At 60.3% G+C, this 21,130-nt stretch carries 20 protein-coding genes; 18 read left to right on the top strand and 2 right to left on the bottom strand.

Features of this window, described 5'->3' with window-relative positions; translation table 11 throughout:
* The first annotated feature begins 36 nt into the window (after positions 1 to 36).
* Both E8L22_RS11755 and E8L22_RS11750 read left to right on the top strand, forming a co-directional pair.
* Positions 37 to 294: a hypothetical protein gene (locus tag E8L22_RS11755; protein WP_136525362.1), complete on the top strand. Its 258-nt coding sequence runs from the start codon at positions 37 to 39 to the stop codon at positions 292 to 294.
* 104 nt (positions 295 to 398) lie between these two features.
* Positions 399 to 1,175 (top strand): tRNA threonylcarbamoyladenosine dehydratase, encoded by a 777-nt coding sequence (locus tag E8L22_RS11750; protein ID WP_136525361.1) that lies wholly within the window; start codon positions 399 to 401, stop codon positions 1,173 to 1,175.
* 184 nt (positions 1,176 to 1,359) lie between these two features.
* On the opposite strand, the gene E8L22_RS11745 is transcribed toward E8L22_RS11750, so the two are convergent.
* The gene (locus tag E8L22_RS11745) at positions 1,360 to 2,256 is read right to left on the bottom strand and encodes a DUF72 domain-containing protein (RefSeq protein WP_136525360.1); all 897 of its coding nucleotides are present in this window, start codon (positions 2,254 to 2,256) and stop codon (positions 1,360 to 1,362) included.
* A gap of 206 nt (positions 2,257 to 2,462) precedes the next feature.
* Here E8L22_RS11745 and E8L22_RS11740 point away from each other — a divergent pair, with 206 nt between their 5' ends.
* Entirely contained in the window at positions 2,463 to 3,119 is a 657-nt protein-coding gene (locus E8L22_RS11740) for a methyltransferase (RefSeq protein ID WP_136525359.1), read from the top strand.
* Here E8L22_RS11740 and E8L22_RS11735 read toward each other — a convergent pair.
* Positions 3,116 to 3,451: a phage holin family protein gene (locus tag E8L22_RS11735; protein WP_135869929.1), complete on the bottom strand. Its 336-nt coding sequence runs from the start codon at positions 3,449 to 3,451 to the stop codon at positions 3,116 to 3,118. The genes E8L22_RS11740 and E8L22_RS11735 overlap by 4 nt on opposite strands.
* A gap of 454 nt (positions 3,452 to 3,905) precedes the next feature.
* Here E8L22_RS11735 and iorA point away from each other — a divergent pair, with 454 nt between their 5' ends.
* The 15 genes from iorA (at position 3,906) to nrfD (ending at position 21,040) form a co-directional block, all read left to right on the top strand.
* Complete coding sequence (gene iorA / locus E8L22_RS11730; protein WP_136525358.1) at positions 3,906 to 5,660, top strand: indolepyruvate ferredoxin oxidoreductase subunit alpha; 1,755 nt, start codon at positions 3,906 to 3,908, stop codon at positions 5,658 to 5,660.
* Positions 5,657 to 6,238: an indolepyruvate oxidoreductase subunit beta gene (locus E8L22_RS11725; RefSeq protein WP_136525357.1), complete on the top strand. Its 582-nt coding sequence runs from the start codon at positions 5,657 to 5,659 to the stop codon at positions 6,236 to 6,238. The genes iorA and E8L22_RS11725 overlap by 4 nt, the downstream gene beginning before the upstream one ends.
* Before the next feature lie 171 nt (positions 6,239 to 6,409).
* Complete coding sequence (locus E8L22_RS11720) at positions 6,410 to 7,714, top strand: phenylacetate--CoA ligase family protein (RefSeq protein ID WP_136525356.1); 1,305 nt, start codon at positions 6,410 to 6,412, stop codon at positions 7,712 to 7,714.
* Positions 7,715 to 7,726: 12 nt separating this feature from the next.
* Positions 7,727 to 8,158, top strand: coding sequence for an ACT domain-containing protein (locus E8L22_RS11715; protein WP_135869933.1), 432 nt, complete (start codon positions 7,727 to 7,729; stop codon positions 8,156 to 8,158).
* Positions 8,159 to 8,338: 180 nt separating this feature from the next.
* Positions 8,339 to 9,481 (top strand): ABC transporter substrate-binding protein, encoded by a 1,143-nt coding sequence (locus E8L22_RS11710; RefSeq protein WP_136525355.1) that lies wholly within the window; start codon positions 8,339 to 8,341, stop codon positions 9,479 to 9,481.
* A gap of 38 nt (positions 9,482 to 9,519) precedes the next feature.
* Positions 9,520 to 10,659 (top strand): ABC transporter substrate-binding protein, encoded by a 1,140-nt coding sequence (locus E8L22_RS11705; RefSeq protein ID WP_198420149.1) that lies wholly within the window; start codon positions 9,520 to 9,522, stop codon positions 10,657 to 10,659.
* A 9-nt stretch (positions 10,660 to 10,668) separates the two neighbouring features.
* On the top strand, positions 10,669 to 11,553 hold the full coding sequence (locus E8L22_RS11700) for a branched-chain amino acid ABC transporter permease (RefSeq protein WP_136525354.1): 885 nt from the start codon (positions 10,669 to 10,671) through the stop codon (positions 11,551 to 11,553).
* Between the two features lie 57 nt (positions 11,554 to 11,610).
* Positions 11,611 to 12,576: a branched-chain amino acid ABC transporter permease gene (locus tag E8L22_RS11695; protein ID WP_136525353.1), complete on the top strand. Its 966-nt coding sequence runs from the start codon at positions 11,611 to 11,613 to the stop codon at positions 12,574 to 12,576.
* On the top strand, positions 12,569 to 13,321 hold the full coding sequence (locus E8L22_RS11690; protein ID WP_136525352.1) for an ABC transporter ATP-binding protein: 753 nt from the start codon (positions 12,569 to 12,571) through the stop codon (positions 13,319 to 13,321). Before E8L22_RS11695 ends, E8L22_RS11690 begins: the two co-directional genes overlap by 8 nt.
* Positions 13,322 to 13,333: 12 nt before the next feature.
* Positions 13,334 to 14,077 (top strand): ABC transporter ATP-binding protein, encoded by a 744-nt coding sequence (locus tag E8L22_RS11685; RefSeq protein ID WP_136525351.1) that lies wholly within the window; start codon positions 13,334 to 13,336, stop codon positions 14,075 to 14,077.
* Between the two features lie 25 nt (positions 14,078 to 14,102).
* Positions 14,103 to 15,404 (top strand): phenylacetate--CoA ligase family protein, encoded by a 1,302-nt coding sequence (locus tag E8L22_RS11680; protein WP_136525350.1) that lies wholly within the window; start codon positions 14,103 to 14,105, stop codon positions 15,402 to 15,404.
* Between the two features lie 93 nt (positions 15,405 to 15,497).
* Positions 15,498 to 15,818 carry a c-type cytochrome gene (locus E8L22_RS11675; protein WP_136525349.1) on the top strand — a complete coding sequence of 107 codons (321 nt, stop codon included), beginning with the start codon at positions 15,498 to 15,500 and terminating at the stop codon, positions 15,816 to 15,818.
* A 139-nt stretch (positions 15,819 to 15,957) separates the two neighbouring features.
* Positions 15,958 to 19,224, top strand: a complete 3,267-nt coding sequence (gene fdh, locus E8L22_RS11670; RefSeq protein WP_136525348.1) for a formate dehydrogenase — start codon at positions 15,958 to 15,960, stop codon at positions 19,222 to 19,224.
* The gene (locus E8L22_RS11665; protein WP_136525347.1) at positions 19,221 to 20,018 is read left to right on the top strand and encodes a 4Fe-4S dicluster domain-containing protein; all 798 of its coding nucleotides are present in this window, start codon (positions 19,221 to 19,223) and stop codon (positions 20,016 to 20,018) included. Before fdh ends, E8L22_RS11665 begins: the two co-directional genes overlap by 4 nt.
* On the top strand, positions 20,015 to 21,040 hold the full coding sequence (gene nrfD / locus E8L22_RS11660; RefSeq protein WP_162604820.1) for an NrfD/PsrC family molybdoenzyme membrane anchor subunit: 1,026 nt from the start codon (positions 20,015 to 20,017) through the stop codon (positions 21,038 to 21,040). The genes E8L22_RS11665 and nrfD overlap by 4 nt, the downstream gene beginning before the upstream one ends.
* Positions 21,041 to 21,130 lie beyond the last annotated feature (90 nt).

The raw sequence follows: 21,130 nt of genomic DNA, 5'->3' as shown, positions 1-21,130 counted from the left end.
AATTTGGCGGGTGCTAATGCAGGCCGGGAGGTGTCTATGCAGAGGATTCGCTACGAGCACGTTCACCAGATCAAGTTCACTGCGGTTGGGGCGCGGACCATCGGCGACTTGATCCGCAACTTCGAGGAGAATCTCCAGTTGTTCAAAAGGTGGGAAGAGAAGGGGATCCAGCTCGATCCTCACGGTGTCGGGAGCAACTATGCCATCTTCTTCACCTATGACGAGAAGGTTGCCCAGGAAGAGAACTTCGAACGGATACGTACTGAGTCGGGAAACCCTCTGCCGAGACGCTGATAGTTGTTGAGCCGCCTGTTAAACTTTCACTTCCAAGATACGTCCCACCTGTGCGATACTTTGCCGTCACCATCACCGCTAATAGCGTTTAAGGCAAAGGAAACATGTCACATCTGCACCGCTTCTCCCGTACCGAACTCCTCATTGGACCCGCAGGACTCAACACCCTCAAAAATGCAACCGTCGCCATTTTCGGACTGGGCGGGGTAGGGAGCTACGCCGCCGAAGCCCTAGTGCGGGCCGGCATCGGGCGCCTGGTCATCGTCGATTTCGACGAGATCTGCCTCACCAACGTGAACCGGCAGCTTCACGCCATGGACGGCACCGTCGGCAAGGCCAAGGCCATGGTCATGGCGGAGAGGATGCGCCTGATCAACCCGCAGGCGGAGATCGTCCCGTACCAGGACTTCTATTCCGCCGAGAACAGCGACTTTCTGCTGGGCGACGGTTACGACTACGTGGTCGACGCCATCGACCATATCACCAGCAAGCTGCACCTGATCCGCACCTGTCGTGAGAGGAACATTCCGATCATCTCCAGCATGGGGGCGGCCGCGAAACTCGACCCGACCAAGATCGGAGTTGCCGACATCTCCCAGACGCACAAGTGCCGCATGGCGCGCTCGGTGAGGAAACTGCTGAAGAAGCAGGGGATCGAGAGCGGTGTGAAGGTGGTCTTCTCGACCGAGGAGTACCGTGAGCAGGAGGGAAAAGACGGCGGCTGCAAAGGGAACTGCATCTGCCCGAACAAGGACGATCAGAGGTTTTCCTGCGAGCACAGGCGCATCATCCTTGGGAGTGTCTCCTTTATTCCTTCCATCTTCGGACTCACCATGGCTGGTGTCGTGGTTAACGATCTGCTGGCGGCGAGTAAGGAATAGGTTTTAAACTGGGAGGACGCTTTCAACTACGGGACTCCTACTCAGGCAAATCCCCCCTGTCCCCCCTTCGCCAAGGCTACGGGGGGCAGGCTCCCCCTTTGCAAAGGGGGGGACGTCAGGGCTCGTGCAGCACTTCATTGATGCGGTTATTCTACATTTCCCGTGCCCGAAAAAACTTCCTCGTTTATTCACAGTTGCGGAGGTAGTGGTCTCGCATGCGCAGGGCGTTTTGGGCGGCGTAGCCGCAGCGGCAGTTGTTGAACATGATGAAGGTCGTTCGGGCCGTCTCGCTCAGGCGCAAGGCGTGCTGCGCGATCTCCTCCAACTCTTGCTCCGGGTACAGGTACTCGTCGGTGGGCGGGCCGCCGTGCCAGGAGTCGCCGCTTCTGCCGTGCAGCCTCAGATAGGCGATGCCGGTGGTCGCTTCGGGATGGAAAGGGGCGGTGGAAAGGTTGCCGTACTGGGGTTCGTCGCAGGTTATGTAGGTTATCTTGTGCTCCCGGAGAAAGGCGAAGACCTGGTCGCGGTGGTGCGAGGTGAACCAGCTGCCGTGCCTGAATTCAACTGCGATAGGTATTCCAGTCATCAGTTCCCTGCAGTAACCCAGGTAGGCGAGGTTCGCCTTGCTGAAGCCAAACCAGGGCGGGAACTGGAAGATGACGAACCCCATCTTGCGGGCTTCCCTAAGCGGCACCAAAGCTTCGAGCATCGCCTGGGCCACCCCCTTCAGCAATTCGGGTTCGGAAAGGTGCAGCTCCTCCTTCTCCTGGTCGGCGGCGGGTAAAATCCGTCGCAAATGCTCGGGGAGTCTTCTGGGGGCGATGTTGTGGCCGGTGAGGGCGCCGAAGGCCTTGGCGTGAAAGAGAAAGTTCTGCGGGGTGCGGCTGACCCAGGCGTTGGCCATCTCGATGGTGGGGATCTGGTAGTAGGAGCTTTCGATTTCAACGGTGTCGAAGCGGTGGGAGTAGTACTTTAGCCGAGCCTTGGGCGTGCCGGCACCGTGCGGGTAGAAGGCGCCGCTTTCGATGAGACTGCTTTCCGTCCAGGAGCAGGTGCCGATGCGGATTCTGCCTGGCGCCATTGGAGCCTCCGCTGGTCTCTTTCTCAGATAGATGGTGCAGCACGCTCACCTTTGCCCTTCGCCGACTGCGCCCTGTTCCCTCTCCCTCTGGAAGAGGGTGCCTGGAAGGCGGGTGAGGGTGTTGCCTTGATTGACGACATTGCCGATTGCGAAGCCCTCACCCCGCCCCCTCTCCCGGCGGGCGAGGGGAGTAAAGGAAATGGCTGATGGACCGATCTTCGAAGAACCGTCTCACCCCTCACATGCTGCCGCACTTCGCTGGCGACACCCTTTTTGATCGCCTTGCCCGCGCGGTGTGCCGGGCGGGGTGTCTGCCGCGCAAGGAGCTTTACGAGGCATGGGAGGTGGCGCGAAGGGTGCACCGGCGCTTCCGTGGCGGACGGGTGGTGGACCTCGCCGCGGGACATGGGTTGCTGGCGCAGGTGCTGCTTATCCTTGATCGCGATATATCGTCTGCGGTTGCCGTCGACCTTCGCATTCCGGAGAGCGCGGCGCGCCTGGCCGCCGAGGTGGCCGCCGACTGGCCGGTTGCTGCCGCTCGCTTTCAAATCCTGCAGCAGGATCTCAACGAAGTAGACCTGAGCCCCAGCGACCTGGTCGTTTCAGCCCACGCCTGCGGCGCTCTGACCGATCTAGTGCTGCGACGTGCCGTCGCTGCCCGCTGCCGGGTCGCGGTGCTTCCGTGCTGTCACGACCTGCTTACTTGCGATGACGGCAGCTTGAAGGGGTGGCTCGACGGACCACTCGCCATCGACGTCACGCGTGCTGCCTGGCTCCGCTCACAGGGGTACCGGGTCTACACCCAGACCATCCCCGGTGACATCTCCCCGAAAAACCGCCTGCTCATGGGAGAGCCGATCTAGAGGACGATGACGTTCAGGATGTAGCTCACGATGGAGAGTACCAGGCTGAACAGCAGCGCCCACCCGAAGCCGTGCACCGTGAAGCCGCTCACCAACGCGCTCGTCAGCATGATGAGCAAGGCGTTGATGACGAAAGTTAGCAGCCCCAGAGTGAGGATATTCAAGGGGAGGGTGAGCAGCATCAGTACCGGCTTGATGAAGGTATTGATAAGCCCCAGAACCAGTGCTGTGATGAGTGCTGCACCGAAGCCGGTCAGGCTAACGCCCGGCAGAAGATAGGCTGTGATGACAATCGCTACGCCGTTTAACAACCACTTGATGATGAGTCCCACGTCGAACCTCCTTTAATCCTTCCCGAAGACCCGCAAATTATACCTGATTCTCTGCGAGCACAAGCTGAACATTGCTGTGTTCGGGATGAAGATTCTCAACTATGCGCCATTGGGGCTGATTGCTTTGGATATCAAGGCAAATCCCCCCTGGCCCCCCTTCGCAAAGGGGGGGGATGTTAGGCCACCTGTGGTGGCCATGAGCAACTGCACCAAGTTCTTATTTCACCTCCGGGTTTGAGCATGTCAAAACGATGTTAATTCTGACAGTAAACATGCCTTCTTTAGTATGTCATAAATGTTTTTAACATGGTTCAAAGAACGACTCTGTTGGCACCTAAATCTGCATAAATACTTATTTTAGCGATTAACTCGTTCCTATAAAGCAGTTGACAGCGCGGCCAATACTCTAGTATATTTCGCCGACTCTCACATTAATAAAGAGGACCGTCTATCTATGAAGGAAATACTTTCCGGCAACGAAGCCATTGCCAGAGGTGCCTATGAGGCAGGGGTGAAAGTCGCCTGCGCTTATCCGGGCACCCCTTCCACCGAGATACTTGAAAACACCGTCCGCTACAAGGAGATCGATTCTTCTTGGGCCACCAACGAGAAGGTCGCTCTCGAGGTCGGCATCGGCGCTTCTTTCGTTGGGGCCAGATCTCTGGTCACCATGAAGCACGTAGGCGTCAACGTTGCGGCTGACCCCCTTTTCACGCTCTCCTACACCGGCGTGAATGGCGGCCTGGTGCTTGTCTGCGCCGACGACCCCGAACTGCATTCCTCCCAGGACGAGCAGGACAGCCGTAACTACGCCAAGTTCGTTAAAATCCCGATGCTGGAGCCTTCCGATTCCCAGGAGTGCCTCGACTTCACCAGGCTCGCCTACGAGATCTCGGAGAAGTACGACACCCCGGTGATGCTGAGAACCACCACCCGCATCTCGCACAGTAAGTCAGTGGTGACTTTTGGCGAGCGCATCGGCGCCGTCAAGGAACCGAAGCTCGAAAGGAACCCGGCCAAGTTCGTTATGCTCCCCGGGAACGCGCGCGGCCGTCACTACGTGGTCGAGGATCGCACCCTCCAGCTTTCCAAGGACGGCGTCTCTCTCCCCATCAACCGCGTCGAGATGCGCGGCACGAAGATGGGGGTGATCACCGCCGGGATCAGCTACCAGCACGTGCGCGAGGCGCTTCCCGAGGCTTCCGTACTGAAGCTCGGCATGGTGCACCCGCTTCCTTTCGACCTGATCCGCGAGTTCGCCTCGAAAGTCGACAAGCTTTACGTGGTCGAGGAACTGGACCCGTTCATCGAGGATCAAGTTAAGGCGATCGGCATACCGGTCATCGGCAAGGAAATCATCCCGATCTGCGGCGAGCTTACCCCGGGAAGGGTGAGGAAGGCCTTCGGTCTCCCCGAGAACGCGTCCTCTACCGTCGAAAAACTCCCCGGGCGTCCCCCCAACATGTGTCCGGGCTGCCCGCACCGCGGCGTCTTCTACACCCTTAAGCAACTGAATGCCTACGTCTCCGGCGATATCGGCTGCTATACCTTGGGCTTCATGCCGCCTCTCTCCGCGATGGATACCTGCGTATGCATGGGCGCCTCCATCGGCATGGCGACGGGCGCTGCCAAGGTGCTCCCTCCCGAGGAGAGGAAAAAGGTGGTGGCCGTCATCGGCGACTCCACATTCCTCCACACCGGCATCAACGGCCTCATGGACATGGTGTACAACAAGGGGGCGGCGACGGTCATCATCCTGGACAACAGGATCACCGCCATGACAGGACGCCAGGAAAACCCCGGCTCCGGCCATACCCTGATGAACGACCCCACCAATGAAGTGAACTTCGAACTGCTCTGCAAGGCGATTGGCGTGAAGAACGTGCGCACCATCAACCCGCTCGACCTTGACGAGTGCCGTACCGCCATCGCCGAAGAGATGGAGCGCCCGGAGACCTCGGTGATCATCACCGACAAGCCCTGCGTCCTCATCAAGAGGGAAGGGGTGTTCAAGCCGGGTGCGCCGCTGCAGGTCGTTGACGACGCCTGCGCCGGCTGCCGCGCCTGCTTGAAGATCGGCTGTCCCGCTATCGAGTGGATCCCGTCCAGCGGTAAGAAGGGTAAGGCGCACATCGATCCGCTTCTGTGCAACGGATGCGACGTCTGCAGCCAGCTGTGCAAGTTCTCTGCGATCAAGGAGGCAAAATGAGCGACAAGGTAACCAATATCGTCCTGGTGGGCGTTGGTGGCCAGGGCATTCTGCTCGCCGCCGAGATCCTTTCCGAGACCTTCATGCTCGCTGGCTTCGACGTCAAGAAGAGCGAGATCCACGGCATGTCCCAGCGCGGCGGCTCCGTCGTGTCGCATGTGCGCTACGGCAAGGAGGTCTTCTCCCCGATGGTGCCGGAAGGGGACGGCGACATCCTCTTCGGCTTCGAGCTGATGGAGAGCTACCGTCACCTTTCCCTTTTGAAGCCGGGCGGCACCGTGGTGGTGAACGATCTCTGCATCGCGCCTCCCTCCGTGCTCATCGGCCAGGAGCAGTACCCGGCCGACATGGCGCTCAAGATCCAGGACCTTTTCCCGGACTGCCTGCTCGTCGACGGTCAGAACCTCGCCATCCAGGCGGGCAACGCGCGTGCCGCGAACACCGTGCTGCTTGGCGCCGTATCGAAGCGTCTCGACATCGAGGAGAAGTACTGGGTCGAGGCGATCGAGAAGATGGTGCCGAAAAAGGCGCTTGAGGTGAACCTCAAGGCGTTCCAGATGGGGCGCGGGCTTAAGTAGGTCAAAAGTCAAAGGCCTCAACGCAAAGACGCCAAGGCGCAAAGACGCGAAGGTAAGACTGGTATAAACCTGAAGCCTTAATGCTTTTTTGTTGGTTTTCTTTGCGCCTCCGCGGCTTTGCGTCTTTGCGTTAAAGATTCATTGTTTGGTTTTCAGTCCAAGGAGTCAGTCATGTTCTTCAACGAGGAGTTTGAAACGCTGCCCAGGGAGGCGCTCGAGGCACTGCAGCTCAAAAGGCTGAAGGCGATGGTGGCGCGCGTCGAGAAGTCGGTTCCCTTCTACAAGGAGGCGCTCGCCAAAGCGGGCGTCACCGCGGATTCGATCCAGTCGCTCAAGGATCTGCAGCGGCTCCCCTTCACCTACAAGCAGGACATGCGGGACTCCTACCCGTACAACCTGTTCGCGGTACCCATGGAGGACATCGTCCGCATCCACGCTTCCTCCGGCACCACGGGAAAACCGACCGTCGTCGGCTACACGAAGAAGGACATCGAGACCTGGAGCGAACTCATGGCGCGCTCCTTCATGGCGGCAGGGGTGCACAAGGGCGACATCATCCACAACTCCTACGGTTACGGCCTCTTCACCGGCGGCCTGGGCGCGCACTACGGCGCCGAGCGGCTGGGCGCCTCGGTTATCCCGATGTCCGGCGGCAACACGAAGAAGCAGATCATGATCATGCAGGACTTCGGTTCCACCGTCCTCACCTGCACCCCTTCCTACTCGCTCTTCATGGCCGAGGCCGCAAAAGAAGAGGGGATCGACTTCCGCGACCTGAAACTGAGGGTCGGCATCTTCGGCGCCGAGCCCTGGTCCGAGGAGATGCGCCGCGACATCGAGGAGAAACTGAACCTCTCCGCCGTCGACATCTACGGCCTCTCCGAGATCATGGGACCGGGCGTGGCCATCGAGTGCTGCCAGGCGAAGAAGGGTCTTCACATCTGGGAGGACCATTTCATCCCCGAGATCATCAACCCGGAGACCTGCGAGGTGCTTCCCGAGGGACAGATGGGCGAGCTGGTCATCACCACCATCACCAAGGAGGGGATCCCGCTCATCCGCTACCGCACGCGCGACATCACCTCCATCACCTACGAGCCGTGCGTCTGCGGCAGGACCCATGCCCGCATCGCGCGCATGAGCGGCAGAAGCGACGACATGCTCATCATCCGCGGCGTCAACGTGTTCCCGTCGCAGATCGAGGCTATCCTCATGGGTGTCGAAGGGGTCGAGCCGCACTACGTCCTTATCGTTGAAAGAAAGGACAACCTGGATACCCTCGAGGTGCAGGTTGAAGTGGGCGAGAACCTCTTCTCTGACGAGATCAAGCATCTGCAGGCGCTCTCGGCGAAGATCGAGAAACAGATCAAGGAGATGCTCGGCGTCACCTGCCGCGTAAGGCTCGTGGAACCGAAGAGCATCACCCGCAGCGAAGGAAAGGCAAAGCGCGTCATCGACAACAGGAACAAGGCCTAAGGGGGAAAAGTCATGCACGTAGAACAGATCTCCATATTCATCGAAAACAAGTTCGGACGTCTGGCGGAAGTGACCCGCATCCTCGGCGATGCCGGGGTTAACATCCGCACCCTTTCCTTGGCGGACACCTCCGACTTCGGGATCCTGCGCCTCATCGTGAACGATACGGAGAAGGCGAGGACCGTGCTCAAGGAGCGCGGCTTCACCGTCAGCAAGACCGAGGTCGTTGCCGTCGAGATCCCGGACCGTCCCGGCGGACTCGCCGACATCCTCCAGGTGCTTGACGCCGACGGGATCAACGTCGAGTACATGTACGCGTTCGTTGAGCGCTGCGGCGAAAACGCGGTGATGATCTTCCGGTTCGACGAGACGCAAAAGGCGATCACCACGTTGACCTCCAAGAACTTCAACGTGCTGCCGGGGAATAGGCTTTACAGCATGTAGTCTCTGTACGCCCTCCCATGGAGGGGGCGGGCTGGGGAGGAGCATGGACTCCTGGCCGTGTGAAATGCGGCGTCTCATGACGGCTGGGTGGATTGCCCTGCGTCATTAAGTGTTTCTTTAACTGATCTCGTACAACCTGTTGATATTCAATGCGGTTAACTAAGAAGGGGGGGGCAACAGATGAGAAAGATGCTTGCTGTAATCAGTATCACCATGCTGCTTCTGACCACCGCCACTGCGGTATTTGCCGCGGGCACCATCAAGATCGGCGGACTCTTCGCCGTCACCGGCCCAGCCTCCTTCCTCGGTGAACCAGAAAAGAAGACCCTTGAACTCCTTGCAAACGAACTCAACGCCAAAGGCGGCATCAACGGCTCCAAGGTCGAGGTTGTCGTCTACGATACCGGCGGCGATGCCACCAAGGCGGTGCAACTCGCCAACAAACTGATCAAGAACGACAAGGTCGTCGCCATCGTCGGTCCCAGCACCACAGGCGAGTCCATGGCGGTCATCCCCATCGCGGAGAAGGAGCAGGTACCGCTCATCTCCTGTGCCGCCGGGATCAAGATCACCGAACCGGTGAAGAAATGGGTCTTCAAGACCCCGGCTAACGACCACGTCGCTGCGGAAAAGATCCTCATCCAGGCTGAAAAACTGAAACAGAAAAACATCGCGCTCATCACCGTTTCCGATTCCTTCGGCTCTTCCGGACGCGAGCAGCTGAAGCAGATGGCGGCCAAGCGCGGCTTCAAGATCGTGGCCGACGAGGTGTACTCGCCTAAGGACACCGACATGACGCCGCAGCTCACCAAGATCAAGGCGGCCAAGCCGGACGCCATCATCTGCTGGGGAACGAACCCCGGCCCCGCCATCATCACCAGGAACATCCAGCAACTCGGCATCAAAACCCAGGTCTACCAGAGCCACGGCGTTGCTTCGAAGAAGTACATCGAACTGGCGACTCCGCAGGCATCCGAAGGGATCATGCTCCCGGCAGGCAAGCTTGCCGTCTTCGATCTGCTGAAAAGCAGCGATCCGCAGGCGAAACTGCTCAAGGACTACAACACCTCGTTTAAGAAAAGCTACGGCGTCGAGGCTTCCACTTTCGGCGGATATGCCTATGACGGGTTCCAGCTTATCCTGGCCGCTGTGAAGAAGGGCGCAACCACCCCGGCGCAGATCCGCGACGGCATCGAGAAAAACGGTCGCCTGGTCGGGGTGTCCGGCATCTTCAAGATGACGCCGGCCGACCACAACGGGCTCGACCTCGGTGCTTTCGAGATGGTGCGTATCGTCAAGGGTGACTGGGTAATCGTGAAATAAGATCGCGGCTTTGCCGCACCTAAGGGGAGGTATGATCCGTGAAAAAACTGGTCTCGACTGCTTTCGCTTCGCTTGCGTTGTTTTGTATGTCCACCGCCGCCCTGGCGGCTCCTCCGATCAAGATCGGTGCGCTCTTCGCCGTGACCGGCCCGGCGTCGTTTCTCGGTGAACCCGAGCGCAATACCGCCCAGATGGTGGTCGACGAGATCAACAAGGCAGGCGGTGTGAAGGGGCGCAAGCTCGAATTGATCACCTACGACACGGGCGGGGACGCCACCAAGGCGGTTCAGCTAGCCAACAAGCTGGTGAAGAACGACCAGGTTGTCGCCATCATCGGCCCGAGCACCACCGGCGACACGATGGCGGTCATCCCGGTCGTCGAAAAGGCGCAGGTGCCGCTCATCTCCTGCTCGGCAGGCATCAAGATCACCGAACCGGTGAAGAAATGGGTCTTCAAGACCGCCCAGAACGACACCCTCGCCGTCGCGCGCATCTATGAGCAGCTGAAGAAGGAGAAAAAGAGCAAGGTCGCCATCCTTACCGTCTCCGACTCCTTCGGCTCCTCCGGGCGCGAGCAGCTTAAGGCGCAGGCCAAGCATTTCGGCATCCAGATCGTCTCCGATGACACCTACGGTCCGAAAGATACCGACATGACGCCGCAGCTCACCAAGATCAAGTCGGCCAAGCCCGACGCCATCATCTGCTGGGGCACCAATCCCGGTCCCGCGGTCATCGCCAGGAACGCGAAGCAGCTCGGGCTTGCCATCCCGCTCTACATGAGCCACGGCGTATCCTCCAAGAAGTTCATCGAGCTTGCCGGCGACGCGGCTGAGGGTATCAGGCTTCCTTCCGGGAAAGTCCTCGTCGCAGACCTCCTGCCTAAGAGCGACAAGCAGAAGGGATCTCTCCTCGCCTTCATCAAGGACTACCAGAACCACTACAGGGCCGAAGGCGACCACTTCGGCGGGCACGCGTGGGACGCCATGATGCTTCTGAAGGGCGCCATCGAGAGGGGGGGCGACACCCCCGCCGGCATCCGCAACGCGCTGGAAGCGACCCGCAACTTCGCCGGCATCGGCGGCGTGTTCAGCTACTCGGCCAAGGATCACGCAGGGCTTACCAAGGATGCCTTCACCCTGGTAGAGGTCCGGAAGAAAGACTGGGTTTTGGTCAAGTAAAGAGGATCCATGGAGCTTCTAAACCAGGTAACGCAGTTCGTCATATCGGGGCTCGCCACCGGTTCCATCTATGCCCTGATCGGACTCAGCTTCGCCATCATCTTCAACTCGACAGGGATCATCAACTTCGCCCAGGGTGAGTTCGTCATGCTGGGCGGGGTGCTGACCATCTTTTCGCTGAACGTGCTGCAATTGCCGCTTGCGGCGGCCATCGTGGCCGCCGTCGCGGTGACCACCGTAATAGGCATTCTCTTCGAGCGGCTGGCGATCCGGCCGCTCAAGAACGCGACGCCGCTTGCTCTCATCATCATAACCATCGGCATGAGCATCCTCATCCGCGGTGTGGTCATGCTCCTTTGGGGAAAAGACACCCAGGCGCTACCGGCCTTTTCCGGGACCGACCCCATCACTGTCGCCGGAGCGACGCTTTTGCCGCAGCATCTTTGGATCTTCGGCGTCACCGTGATGGTCATTGTGGGCTGCCGCCTTTTCTTCAACCACACCATCAGCGGCAAGGCGATGCGCGCCTGTTCCTTCAACCGCCGCGCCGCGAACCTCGTCGGCATCAGTGTCGGGCGCATGGTGCTCTTTTCCTTCGTGATCAGCGCTGCGGTCGGCTCTCTGGCGGGCGTAATCATCGCGCCCCTCACCATGACCGCTTACGACGTGGGGGTGATGCTCGGCCTCAAGGGGTTTTGCGCCGCGATCATGGGAGGTATGGGGAGCGGTCTCGGGACGGTTTTGGGTGGGCTCATCCTCGGCACCCTGGAGTCCCTCGGTGCAGGGCTCATTTCTTCGGGCTACAAAGACGCCATCGCGTTTTTTATCCTGCTCCTGATCCTCTTCATCCGTCCGCAGGGGCTTTTCAAGAAGGGCGAAACCGAGCGGGTGTAACGCTCTCTTCGGGAGCGATTCCCGCTTTACAACGACGCTGAATGACAAGGTTTTACTTTGAGATCCGACAGAATTAAATTCCTCGCTTTCGCCCTTGTGGTGCTGCTTCTACCGCTGCCGTTGTCGGGCGGATACCTCACCAACGTCCTCATCTTCGTCGGGATCAACGGTGTGCTGGCGCTCGGGCTAAACCTCCTGCTCGGTTACGCCGGGCAGATCTCGCTCGGGCAGGCAGCCTTCTTCGGTCTTGGGGCCTACGGCTCGGGGGTGCTCACCACACAGTTCGGCTTCAATCCATGGGTGGCGATGGTCGTGGTCGCCCTGTGCGTCGCTCTTTTCGCCTTCGCCCTCGGTTTCCCGGTACTGCGTCTGAAAGGGCACTACCTCGCCATGGCCACGCTCGGCGTCGGCGTCATCGCAAACATCGCCTTCAACGAGACCGTCGACCTAACCGGCGGCCCCTCCGGGCTTTCCGGCATCCCGAACCTCGCCATCGGCACGCTCACCTTCGACTCGGACCTCAAGAACTACTACCTCGTATGGTGCTTCGCGCTCGGCATGATCCTTCTATCCCTGAACCTCGTCAATTCGCGCTTCGGCAGGGCGCTCAGGGCGATTCACGACTCCGAGGTGGCGGCGCGCGTCATGGGGGTGAACGCAAGGCTCATGAAGGTACAGGTCTTCACGCTCTCCGCGGTCATGTCCGCCATCATGGGGAGCCTTTACTGCCATGTCATGACCTTCATCTCGCCGACGTCCTTTGGGTTCAGCTTTTCCGTCGAGATCCTCACCATGGTGGTCATCGGCGGCCTGGGAAGCGTCTACGGCTCCATCCTCGGGGCGCTTCTGCTCACCCTGCTCCCGGAGATGCTGCGCACCTTCCAGGACTACGACATCATCGTGTACGGTCTGCTGCTCGTGACCATGACCATCTACATGCCGGGCGGGCTGGTCGAAGGAATCCCTGCGCTTTTCAGGCTCATCATGCCGACGAAGAAAGGCTCGGAGGTGGGTAATGCTTAGCCTTAGCGGCATAGGCAAGAGGTTCGGCGGGCTCACCGCTCTCGACGGTATCAGTTTCGAGGTAGGAAAGGGGGCCATCACCGGCATCATCGGTCCCAACGGCGCCGGCAAGACAACTCTTTTCAACGTTGCCACCGGGATTTATCCCCCTTCGTGCGGTGCGGTGGTTTTCGATGGGAAGGACATCTCCAAACTCCCGCCGGAAGGACGTGCGCGCCTTGGTCTCGTGCGGACTTTCCAGAACATCGAACTCTTCGGGAAGATGACCGTCCTCGAGAACGTGATGGTCGGGCTGCATACGCAAAGCGGCTCCGGGCTCTTCGCCTGTTCCTTCAGGATGCCCTGGCAGATGAAGGAAGAACGCCGCATCCGCGAGCGGGCTCTTGAGTTGCTCGAGTTCGTCGGCATCCCGGAACTGGCCGATGTGCAGGCGGGAACGCTCTCGTTCGGCAAGGGTCGTTTGCTGGAGATCGCACGCGCCATGGCGCTTGAGCCGAAGCTCTTGCTCATGGACGAGCCTGCTGCCGGACTCAACAGCGGCGAGACCGCGGACCTGGGCGATTTGATCAAGCGTATCCGCGACCTGGGCGTCACCGTGGCCCTGGTCGAGCACGACATGGATCTCGTCATGGACATCTGCGACCATCTCGTTGTGCTGAACTTGGGGACCATGCTGGCGCAAGGGACGCCGCGCGAGATTCAGGATAACCCTGCAGTCATCACGGCTTACCTCGGGGAAGAGTAGGCGAGGACAGAGATGCTAAAGATCAAGAACATAAACGCCTACTACGGCAAGGTGCACGCCCTGAAGAACGTGTCGCTGCACCTGAAGCCGGGCGAGATCGTAACGCTCATCGGCGCCAACGGCGCTGGGAAGACGACGCTCCTCAACACCCTTTCCGGCATCATCCCGACCGCGAGCGGCGAGATCATGCTGGAGGGAAGGGATGTCGTGGGGCATACCGCGGACCGCATCGTTTCGCTCGGGCTTTCACAGGTGCCTGAGGGGCGCCAGGTTTTCAACCCGCTCACCGTCGAGGAGAACCTCGAGCTCGGCGCTTATCTTCGTTTTCGTACGAGGAGAGAGAAGGGGGAGATCGCCGCGGACCTGGAGAAGATGTTCCTGATGTTCCCGAGGCTCAAGGAACGCAGGCGCCAGGCGGCCGGGACCCTTTCCGGCGGCGAACAGCAAATGCTCGCCATAGGCCGGGCACTGATGGCGCGCCCGAGGCTTCTTCTGCTGGACGAGCCGTCCATGGGGCTCGCACCCCTGGTCGTGCAGGACATCTTCAAGGTCATCGAACGTCTGAGAGCCGAGGAGGGAACCACCATCCTGCTCGTCGAGCAGAACGCGCGTGCCGCCCTGAAGGTCGCCGACCGCGGTTACGTCCTGGAGACAGGTAAAGTTATTCTTGAAGGAAAGGCATCCGAGTTACTAGAAAACAAGGATGTCCAACGCGCCTACCTTGGCCGTGATAAGAAGGAAATTTGGGAGCGTTGATACTGTAATTGAAGAGAGGTTTTACATGCAGATTTGGGATCCCGATTACGAGTGCATGCCGCGGGAAGAAATCGAGCAGCTTCAACTGGAAAGACTCCAGGCTACTCTGAACCGCGTCTACAAGAACGTCACCTGCTACCGCAACAGGTTCAAAGAGATGGGGATCGTCCCCGAGGATGTACGCTCCCTCGCCGACCTTTCGAAACTCCCTTTCACCACCAAAGAGGACCTGCGCCTGAACTACCCGTACGGCATGTTCGCGGTGCCTTTGCGCGAGGTCGTGCGCATCCATTCCTCGAGCGGCACGACCGGCAAGCCGACCGTCGTGGGGTACACGAAACACGACCTCAAGGTGTGGTCCGGTCTGGTCTCGCGTTTCATGACCGCGGCCGGCGTCAACAGCGACGATGTGGTCCAGATCGCCTTCGGCTACGGGCTCTTCACCGGTGCCTTCGGCCTGCACTACGGCTCCGAGATGATCGGCGCCTCGGTCATCCCGATGGGTGCCGGCAACACCGAGAAGCAGATCATGATCATGCAGGACTACCGCACCACCGCGCTCGTCTCCACGCCGAGCTACGCGGTGACCATCGCCGAGCGCATGGAGAAGATGGGGGTTGACCCGAAAAGCCTCACCCTCAAGGTCGGCCTCTTCGGCGGTGAGCCCTGGTCCGAGTCCATGCGCCGCGAGATCGAGGAGCGTCTCGGCATCACCGCGACCGACAACTACGGACTCTCCGAGGTCATCGGCCCAGGTGTCGCCGGCGAGTGCCTCTGCAAGCGCGGCATGCACATCTCGGAGGACCACTTCATCGCCGAGATCATCGATCCCGATACCGGCGCGGTGCTCCCCCCGGGGAGTGTCGGCGAACTCGTGCTCACCTCGCTCACCAAGGAGGCGTTCCCGATGGTCCGCTACCGGACCCGCGACATCACCTCGCTCGACTACGAGAAGTGCGACTGCGGCAGGACCTTCGTGCGCATGAAAAAGACCATGGGGCGCTCCGACGACATGCTCATCATCAAGGGGGTGAACGTGTATCCCTCGCAGATCGAGGACGTACTGTTCGCCATCGAAGGGTGCCAGCCGCACTACCAGCTGGTCGTCGACAGGAAGGGGGCGCTCGACACCCTGGAGATCCGCATCGAGGTGACCGAGAACATCTTCTTCGATGAGATGAAGATGCAGAAGGCGTTCCTCGACAAGGTCGAGAAGAAGATCGACTCGGTACTCGGCGTCGGCGCCGTGGTGAAACTGGTCGAGCCGAACAGCATCCCGAGGGCTGAAGGCAAAGCCTCCAGGGTGATTGACAACAGGAAAATCTAGACTAGCATTGATTCCGCTTTTGCCGCCCTACAGTCACAGCCTTGACCGCTGTGAACTGTGTGGGGCGCAGGAAAACATCCAAGGAGGAATCATATGAAGAAAGTTGTCGTTGCTATTGTCGCCGCGTTGTCTCTGTCCGTGATGGCCGCTCCCGCATTTGCTGCAGCGAAGGTGGACGCGAAGGCCAAATTCGATCAGCACTGTGCCGCCTGTCACCCCAAAGGTGGCAACATCATCAACCCGAAAAAGACGCTCAGCAAGAAGTCCCTTGCCGAAAACGGGGTCAAATCCGAGAAGGACATCGTTGCGAAGATGCGCAACCCCGGTCCGGGCATGACCAAGTTCGACGCCAAGGCGGTGCCTGATGCCGAGGCCAACGCCATCGCCAAGTACATCCTTGCCACTTTCAAGTAGTTAGCTCTACTCAAAAGACGTAATCAAAACACCTGTCGGCTTCATTGCCTTCAGGTGTTTTTTTATGTTCATTGACATCGCCGGCATAGATGTTAAATCCGTCTAATGTTTTTTACGACGGTAGCCAAGGAGCCTGGCGATGGCAAAAAACGGATGGGCGCTGAAATGGCCGGCACTGAGACAACTCGCTGAAGGAGATCCGACTGGTTTGGGGGAAAGCGCCATGTCGGAGAGGACTCGAAACCTCAGAGCCCGCATCGCAGACGCTGACAAGGTCGTGGGTTCCGTCTGCCCCTTCTGCGGTGTCGGGTGCGGCCAAAAGGTTTATGTCAAAGACGGCAGGATCATGGACATAGAGGGAGACTACGACTCGCCCATTTCCCAGGGATGCCTATGTCCGAAAGGTTCTGCGACCATGCAGTTGGTCACCGGGACGCACCGCACTATGAGCGTCCTTTACCGCCGACCTTACGGTCGGAAATGGGAAAAGATCCCTCTTGATAAGGCCATGGACATGGTCGCCGAACGGGTGAAAAAGGCGCGGGACGAGACATGGGAAGAGCAGCACGAAAAGGGTCATCCGCTCAGGCGCACGCTCGGTATTGCGCACCTTGGCGGCGCGACCCTCGACAATGAAGAGAACTACCTGTTAAAGAAGCTCTTCACCGCGCTCGGGATCGTTCAAGTCGAGAACCAGGCCCGTATATGACATTCCTCCACCGTCCCCGGTCTGGGGATATCGTTCGGCAGGGGAGGGGCCACGACCTTCCAGCAGGACCTGCAGAACTCTGACTGCATCGTAATCCAGGGCTCCAACATGGCCGAGTGCCACCCTGTCGGGTTCCGCTGGGTCATGGAGGCCAAACGTCGCGGGGCCACCATCATCCACGTCGATCCCCGGTTCACCCGCACCAGCGCCGTTGCCGACATCCACGTACCGATTCGGCCCGGCAGCGACATCGCCTTTCTCGGCGCCCTCGTCAACTACATCATCAGCAACGACCTCTGGTTCAAGGAGTACGTGGTCAACTACACGAACGCGGCAGCTCTCGTCTCCGAGGACTACAAAGACACGGAAGACCTGGACGGCCTGTTCAGCGGCTGGGACCACGAAAAAGGGCAGTACGACCCCTCCTCCTGGCAATACCGTGGTTTGGATGTAACCCCGGCTGCGGGGCACCGTGAGATGTTTTCCGGCGAGCCGAGGGCGGAACGCGGCGCCATCGTGAGCGCCGAACAACACGACTACACGCTTACCGACCCGCTCTGCGTTTTCCAGATCATAAAGAGGCATTACTCGCGTTACACGCCGGAGATGGTCGAGGAGGCGTGCGGCGTGCCGCGTGAGCTCTTCGAGAAGGTGGCTCGCGCCCTCTGCGAGAATTCCGGCCCTGAGCGCACCGGTGCGTTCTGCTACGCGGTCGGGTGGACGCAGCACTCGGTAGGGGTGCAGTACATCCGTACTGCGGCCATCGTACAGCTTCTTTTGGGCAATATCGGCAGGCCAGGCGGCGGCATAATGGCCTTGCGAGGACACGCGTCGATCCAGGGCTCAACGGATATCCCGACCCTCTACAACATGCTCCCTGGGTACCTTCCCATGCCGAAGGCTTCCTACGACACCGACCTCCAGAAGTACATCGAGTACAACGAGTCCGCCTCCGGCTGGTGGAGCGAGTTCCCGAAATACATGGTTTCCCTTCTCAAGGCATGGTACGGGCCTGCCGCTACCCTGCAGAACGACTGGTGCTACGACTATCTGCCGCACATAACCGGTGACCACTCGCACATGGTGACGGTAGCCGCGATGGCAGACGCGCTCATCCAGGGGTATTTCGTCATGGGGGAAAACCCGGCCGTAGGCTCGATGAACTGCGCACTGCAGCGCAAGGGGCTTCGCAACCTCAAGTGGCTCGTGGTGCGTGACTTCGCACCGACGGAGACGGCCGAGTTCTGGCACAACGCGCCGGAGGTCGTATCAGGCCAGGTACGCACCGAGGATATCGGGACCGAAGTCTTCTTTTTCCCCTGCGCAGCCCACACCGAAAAGGACGGCAGCTTCACGAATACCCAGCGTCTGTTGCAGTGGCACCACAAAGCGGTGGAGCCTCCGGGCGACTGCCGCTCCGAGCTTCATTTCGCCTGGCATCTGGGGAGGCGCCTCAAAGAGCTGTATCGCGCGTCCAGCGCGCCGAAAGACCGTGCGATCCGGGACCTCACCTGGGATTACCGCAGCATCGGTGCGATAGAGGAGCCGGACGCCGAAGAGGTGCTTGCCGAAATCGGCGGTTACACGCTCGGCGACAAGAAGAGTCTCTCCGGCTACAAAGAACTCAAGAACGACGGCAGCACCGTCTGTGGCTGCTGGATCTACTGCGGGTGCTACAAGGACGGGACGAACCAGGCGGCGCAGCGCAAACCTGCTAGCGAGCAGAGCTGGGTGGCGCCGGAATGGGGCTGGGCCTGGCCCGCGAACCGTCGCCTTCTCTACAACCGTGCCTCGGCGGACCCGCAGGGACGGCCTTGGTCGGAGCGCAAGAAGTACGTCTGGTGGGACGCGGGAGAGAAGAAGTGGACCGGCGTCGATAACCCGGATTTCATCGTAGGCCGCTCCCCCGATTACCGCCCCGGACCGGACGCGAAGGGGATAGACACCCTCTCCGGCATCGACCCCTTCATCATGCAGGCCGAGGGAAAGGCCTGGCTCTACGACCCGAACGGTCTTCTGGACGGACCCCTGCCGACGCATTACGAGCCCGAGGAGTCGGTGCTCAAGAACCCGCTCTACGGGCAGCAGTGCAACCCGGCGCGCATGGAGTGGATCCGGAAGGAAAATCCCTATCACAAGGCCTGGGGCGACCCCGACTACCCCTTCATCGCCACCACGTATCGACTGACCGAGCACCATACCGCCGGGGGCATGACCCGTTGGGTACCATGGCTTTGCGAGCTTCAGCCGGAGATGTTCGTCGAGGTTTCACCGGAACTGGCAGCGCTGCGCGGGCTGAAAAACGGCGGATGGGCTACGGTCAGCACCGTGCGGGGTGAGATCGAGGCGCGGGTGCTCGTTACCGAGCGGATGCATTCTTTCGTCCAGCAGGGGAGGACGCTCCATACCGTCGGCATCCCGTATCACTGGAGCTGGATCGGCCGTTCCACGGGTGACGCGGCGAACGAGTTGACGGCCTTCGTCGCGGACCCGAACGTGAGCATCGAGGAATCCAAGGCTTTTTCCGTACAGATCGTGGCTGGGAGAAGGTCGCGCAAAAGGCGAGCGGCAGCATCCGGGCCTTTGGTCGACCGCGAGGTTGAAGGGCCTGAGCGCGACCAGCCGGAAGTGCGGGAGAAACCTGCCGGCAAGCACGGCCTGCATGCGGGCAAGACGGAACTCACGGAGGAAGCATGACCACGACAATTACGGGATTCTTCACCGATACGAGCGTCTGCATCGGCTGCAAGGCATGTGAGGTTGCCTGCAAGCAGTGGAACCAGCTTCCTGCCGACGGTGATTTTTTCAGCGGCCGTTCCTACGACAACACCATTCATCTCGAAGCGACCACCTGGCGCCACGTCGCCTTTGTGGAACGTGGCGTTTCCCTTTCCAGGCAGAGCACGGCGCGACCATTTTCCTGGCTTCTCATGTCCGATGTCTGCAAGCACTGCGAACGCGCAGGGTGTCTCGAAGCCTGCCCGACCGGCGCCATCGTGCGCACCGAGTTCGGCAGCGTCTACGTCCAGCCCGACGTCTGCAACGGATGCGGATACTGCGTGGTCTGCTGCCCGTTCGGCGTCATCAACCGGCGCGAGGACGACGGCCGAGCCTGGAAATGCACGCTCTGCTACGACCGTCAAAAGGATGGGATGGAGCCCGCCTGCGCCAAGACCTGTCCGACCGATTCCATCACCTTCGGTCCCTTGGAGGAGTTGAAGGAAAAGGCGAAAAAACGGCTGGAGGAGCTGCACCGGCGGGGAGTAACCGAGGCCTACCTCTACGGGATGAATGATGAAGATCAGCCGGGAACTGAGGGGCTGCATGCCTTCTTTCTGCTGCTGGACCGCCCCGAGGCTTACAACCTTCCTCCGGCGCCCTCGGTCCCGACCAAAGGGGTAGGGGGCTCATGGGGGATGATGGCTCTTGGGCTCGCCGGGATGGTCGCGGCGGCGGTAGCCGCATCGCGGGCGGGAGGAGAAAAGAGATGATCCATGCGCGAAAGGAAACGACGGGAAGGGAAATGGAGGAGGAATTCGCGGTACTGACCGGCGAGGCGGCCGGGCAGCGCTTGAGGCAGGCGGAACCGGATGCCGGCGGTATCGTGCCGCTCTGGCACGATGTGCCGTCGTTGCCGGCCCAGGCGGGTGACTATTACGGGCTGGCGCTTCTCAAGGAGCCGGTCTGGATCTGGTCCGTACCGGCGTATTTCTATATGGGGGGCGTGGCGGGCGGTGGTGCCGTTCTAGCAGCGGCGCTGCATGGAAAGAGGCCGCTACGCCGCTTGGCCTCCTGGTGCCGGGTCCTCGCCTTTCTCGGAACCACCGTTGGTCCCGCCCTTTTGACCTATGACCTCGGCAGGATGAGCCGTTTTCTGAACATGCTGCGCGTTTTTCGGCCGTCTTCGCCCATGAGCGTAGGTTCGTGGTCCCTTGCCGGGACCGGCATGGCGGCGACCCTGGCCCTCCTGCAGGGAGACCGTCCCTCTGCCAAGCCGGCTAACTTGGCGACCGCGCTTGGCGGGCTCATGGTTGCTGGGTACACCGGGGTCCTCCTAGGCAACAGCGCCAACCCTTTGTGGCAGGATCGAAGGCGCCTGTTGCCGCTTCTATTCATCTCTTCCGCCGTTGCGAGTACCGCGGGCGTTCTGGAGATGATGCCGCTCGACCGGAAGGAGGAGGGGGGGGTGCAGCGTTTCGGCATGGCAGGGAAGGCGGGAGAGGCCGCTTGCATGCTTGCCATGGAACACGTGCATCAATCGACACCGGAAGCGGCCACCGCCATGAAAAAAGGGAAGGGGGGCGTGTTGTGGCAAGCGGCGAAGGTGGCCCTGGTTGCGGGGATCCTGGTGGAACTGGTTCCTGGGCGCTCGCCAGCGAAAAGGAAGATCAGCGGAGCGCTTACCACGCTGGGGGCGGTTTGCCTTCGATTCGCGCTGCTGGAGACGGGTAGGACGGCGGCCCGTGAGCCGCTGGCGGCAACGAGGCCGCAGCGAAGAAAGATGGGTGGGTAAGGAGATGCGAAAAGGGCGCCCGGTAATGTACCGGACGCCCTTTGTTTTTCCGGGTTGGGGAAAGGCAAATCCCCCCTGTCCCCCCTTCGC

The sequence above is a fragment of the Geomonas ferrireducens genome (genome assembly GCF_004917065.1).
GTDB lineage: Bacteria > Desulfobacterota > Desulfuromonadia > Geobacterales > Geobacteraceae > Geomonas > Geomonas ferrireducens.
This window is presented reverse-complemented; position numbering and strand designations above follow the sequence as displayed.

Excerpts from the sequence above, each read along its gene's own strand:
- E8L22_RS11725 (WP_136525357.1), top strand. The coding sequence starts at position 5,657 with ATGAGCGACAAGGTAACCAATATCGTCCTGGTGGGCGTTGGTGGCCAG.
- E8L22_RS11710 (WP_136525355.1), top strand. The coding sequence starts at position 8,339 with ATGAGAAAGATGCTTGCTGTAATCAGTATCACCATGCTGCTTCTGACC.
- E8L22_RS11700 (WP_136525354.1), top strand. The coding sequence starts at position 10,669 with ATGGAGCTTCTAAACCAGGTAACGCAGTTCGTCATATCGGGGCTCGCC.
- E8L22_RS11745 (WP_136525360.1), bottom strand. The coding sequence starts at position 2,256 with ATGGCGCCAGGCAGAATCCGCATCGGCACCTGCTCCTGGACGGAAAGC.
- E8L22_RS11740 (WP_136525359.1), top strand. The coding sequence starts at position 2,463 with ATGGACCGATCTTCGAAGAACCGTCTCACCCCTCACATGCTGCCGCAC.
- E8L22_RS11690 (WP_136525352.1), top strand. The coding sequence starts at position 12,569 with ATGCTTAGCCTTAGCGGCATAGGCAAGAGGTTCGGCGGGCTCACCGCT.
- E8L22_RS11755 (WP_136525362.1), top strand. The coding sequence starts at position 37 with ATGCAGAGGATTCGCTACGAGCACGTTCACCAGATCAAGTTCACTGCG.
- E8L22_RS11675 (WP_136525349.1), top strand. The coding sequence starts at position 15,498 with ATGAAGAAAGTTGTCGTTGCTATTGTCGCCGCGTTGTCTCTGTCCGTG.
- E8L22_RS11665 (WP_136525347.1), top strand. The coding sequence starts at position 19,221 with ATGACCACGACAATTACGGGATTCTTCACCGATACGAGCGTCTGCATC.
- E8L22_RS11680 (WP_136525350.1), top strand. The coding sequence starts at position 14,103 with ATGCAGATTTGGGATCCCGATTACGAGTGCATGCCGCGGGAAGAAATC.
- E8L22_RS11750 (WP_136525361.1), top strand. The coding sequence starts at position 399 with ATGTCACATCTGCACCGCTTCTCCCGTACCGAACTCCTCATTGGACCC.
- E8L22_RS11685 (WP_136525351.1), top strand. The coding sequence starts at position 13,334 with ATGCTAAAGATCAAGAACATAAACGCCTACTACGGCAAGGTGCACGCC.
- nrfD (WP_162604820.1), top strand. The coding sequence starts at position 20,015 with ATGATCCATGCGCGAAAGGAAACGACGGGAAGGGAAATGGAGGAGGAA.
- iorA (WP_136525358.1), top strand. The coding sequence starts at position 3,906 with ATGAAGGAAATACTTTCCGGCAACGAAGCCATTGCCAGAGGTGCCTAT.
- E8L22_RS11715 (WP_135869933.1), top strand. The coding sequence starts at position 7,727 with ATGCACGTAGAACAGATCTCCATATTCATCGAAAACAAGTTCGGACGT.
- E8L22_RS11720 (WP_136525356.1), top strand. The coding sequence starts at position 6,410 with ATGTTCTTCAACGAGGAGTTTGAAACGCTGCCCAGGGAGGCGCTCGAG.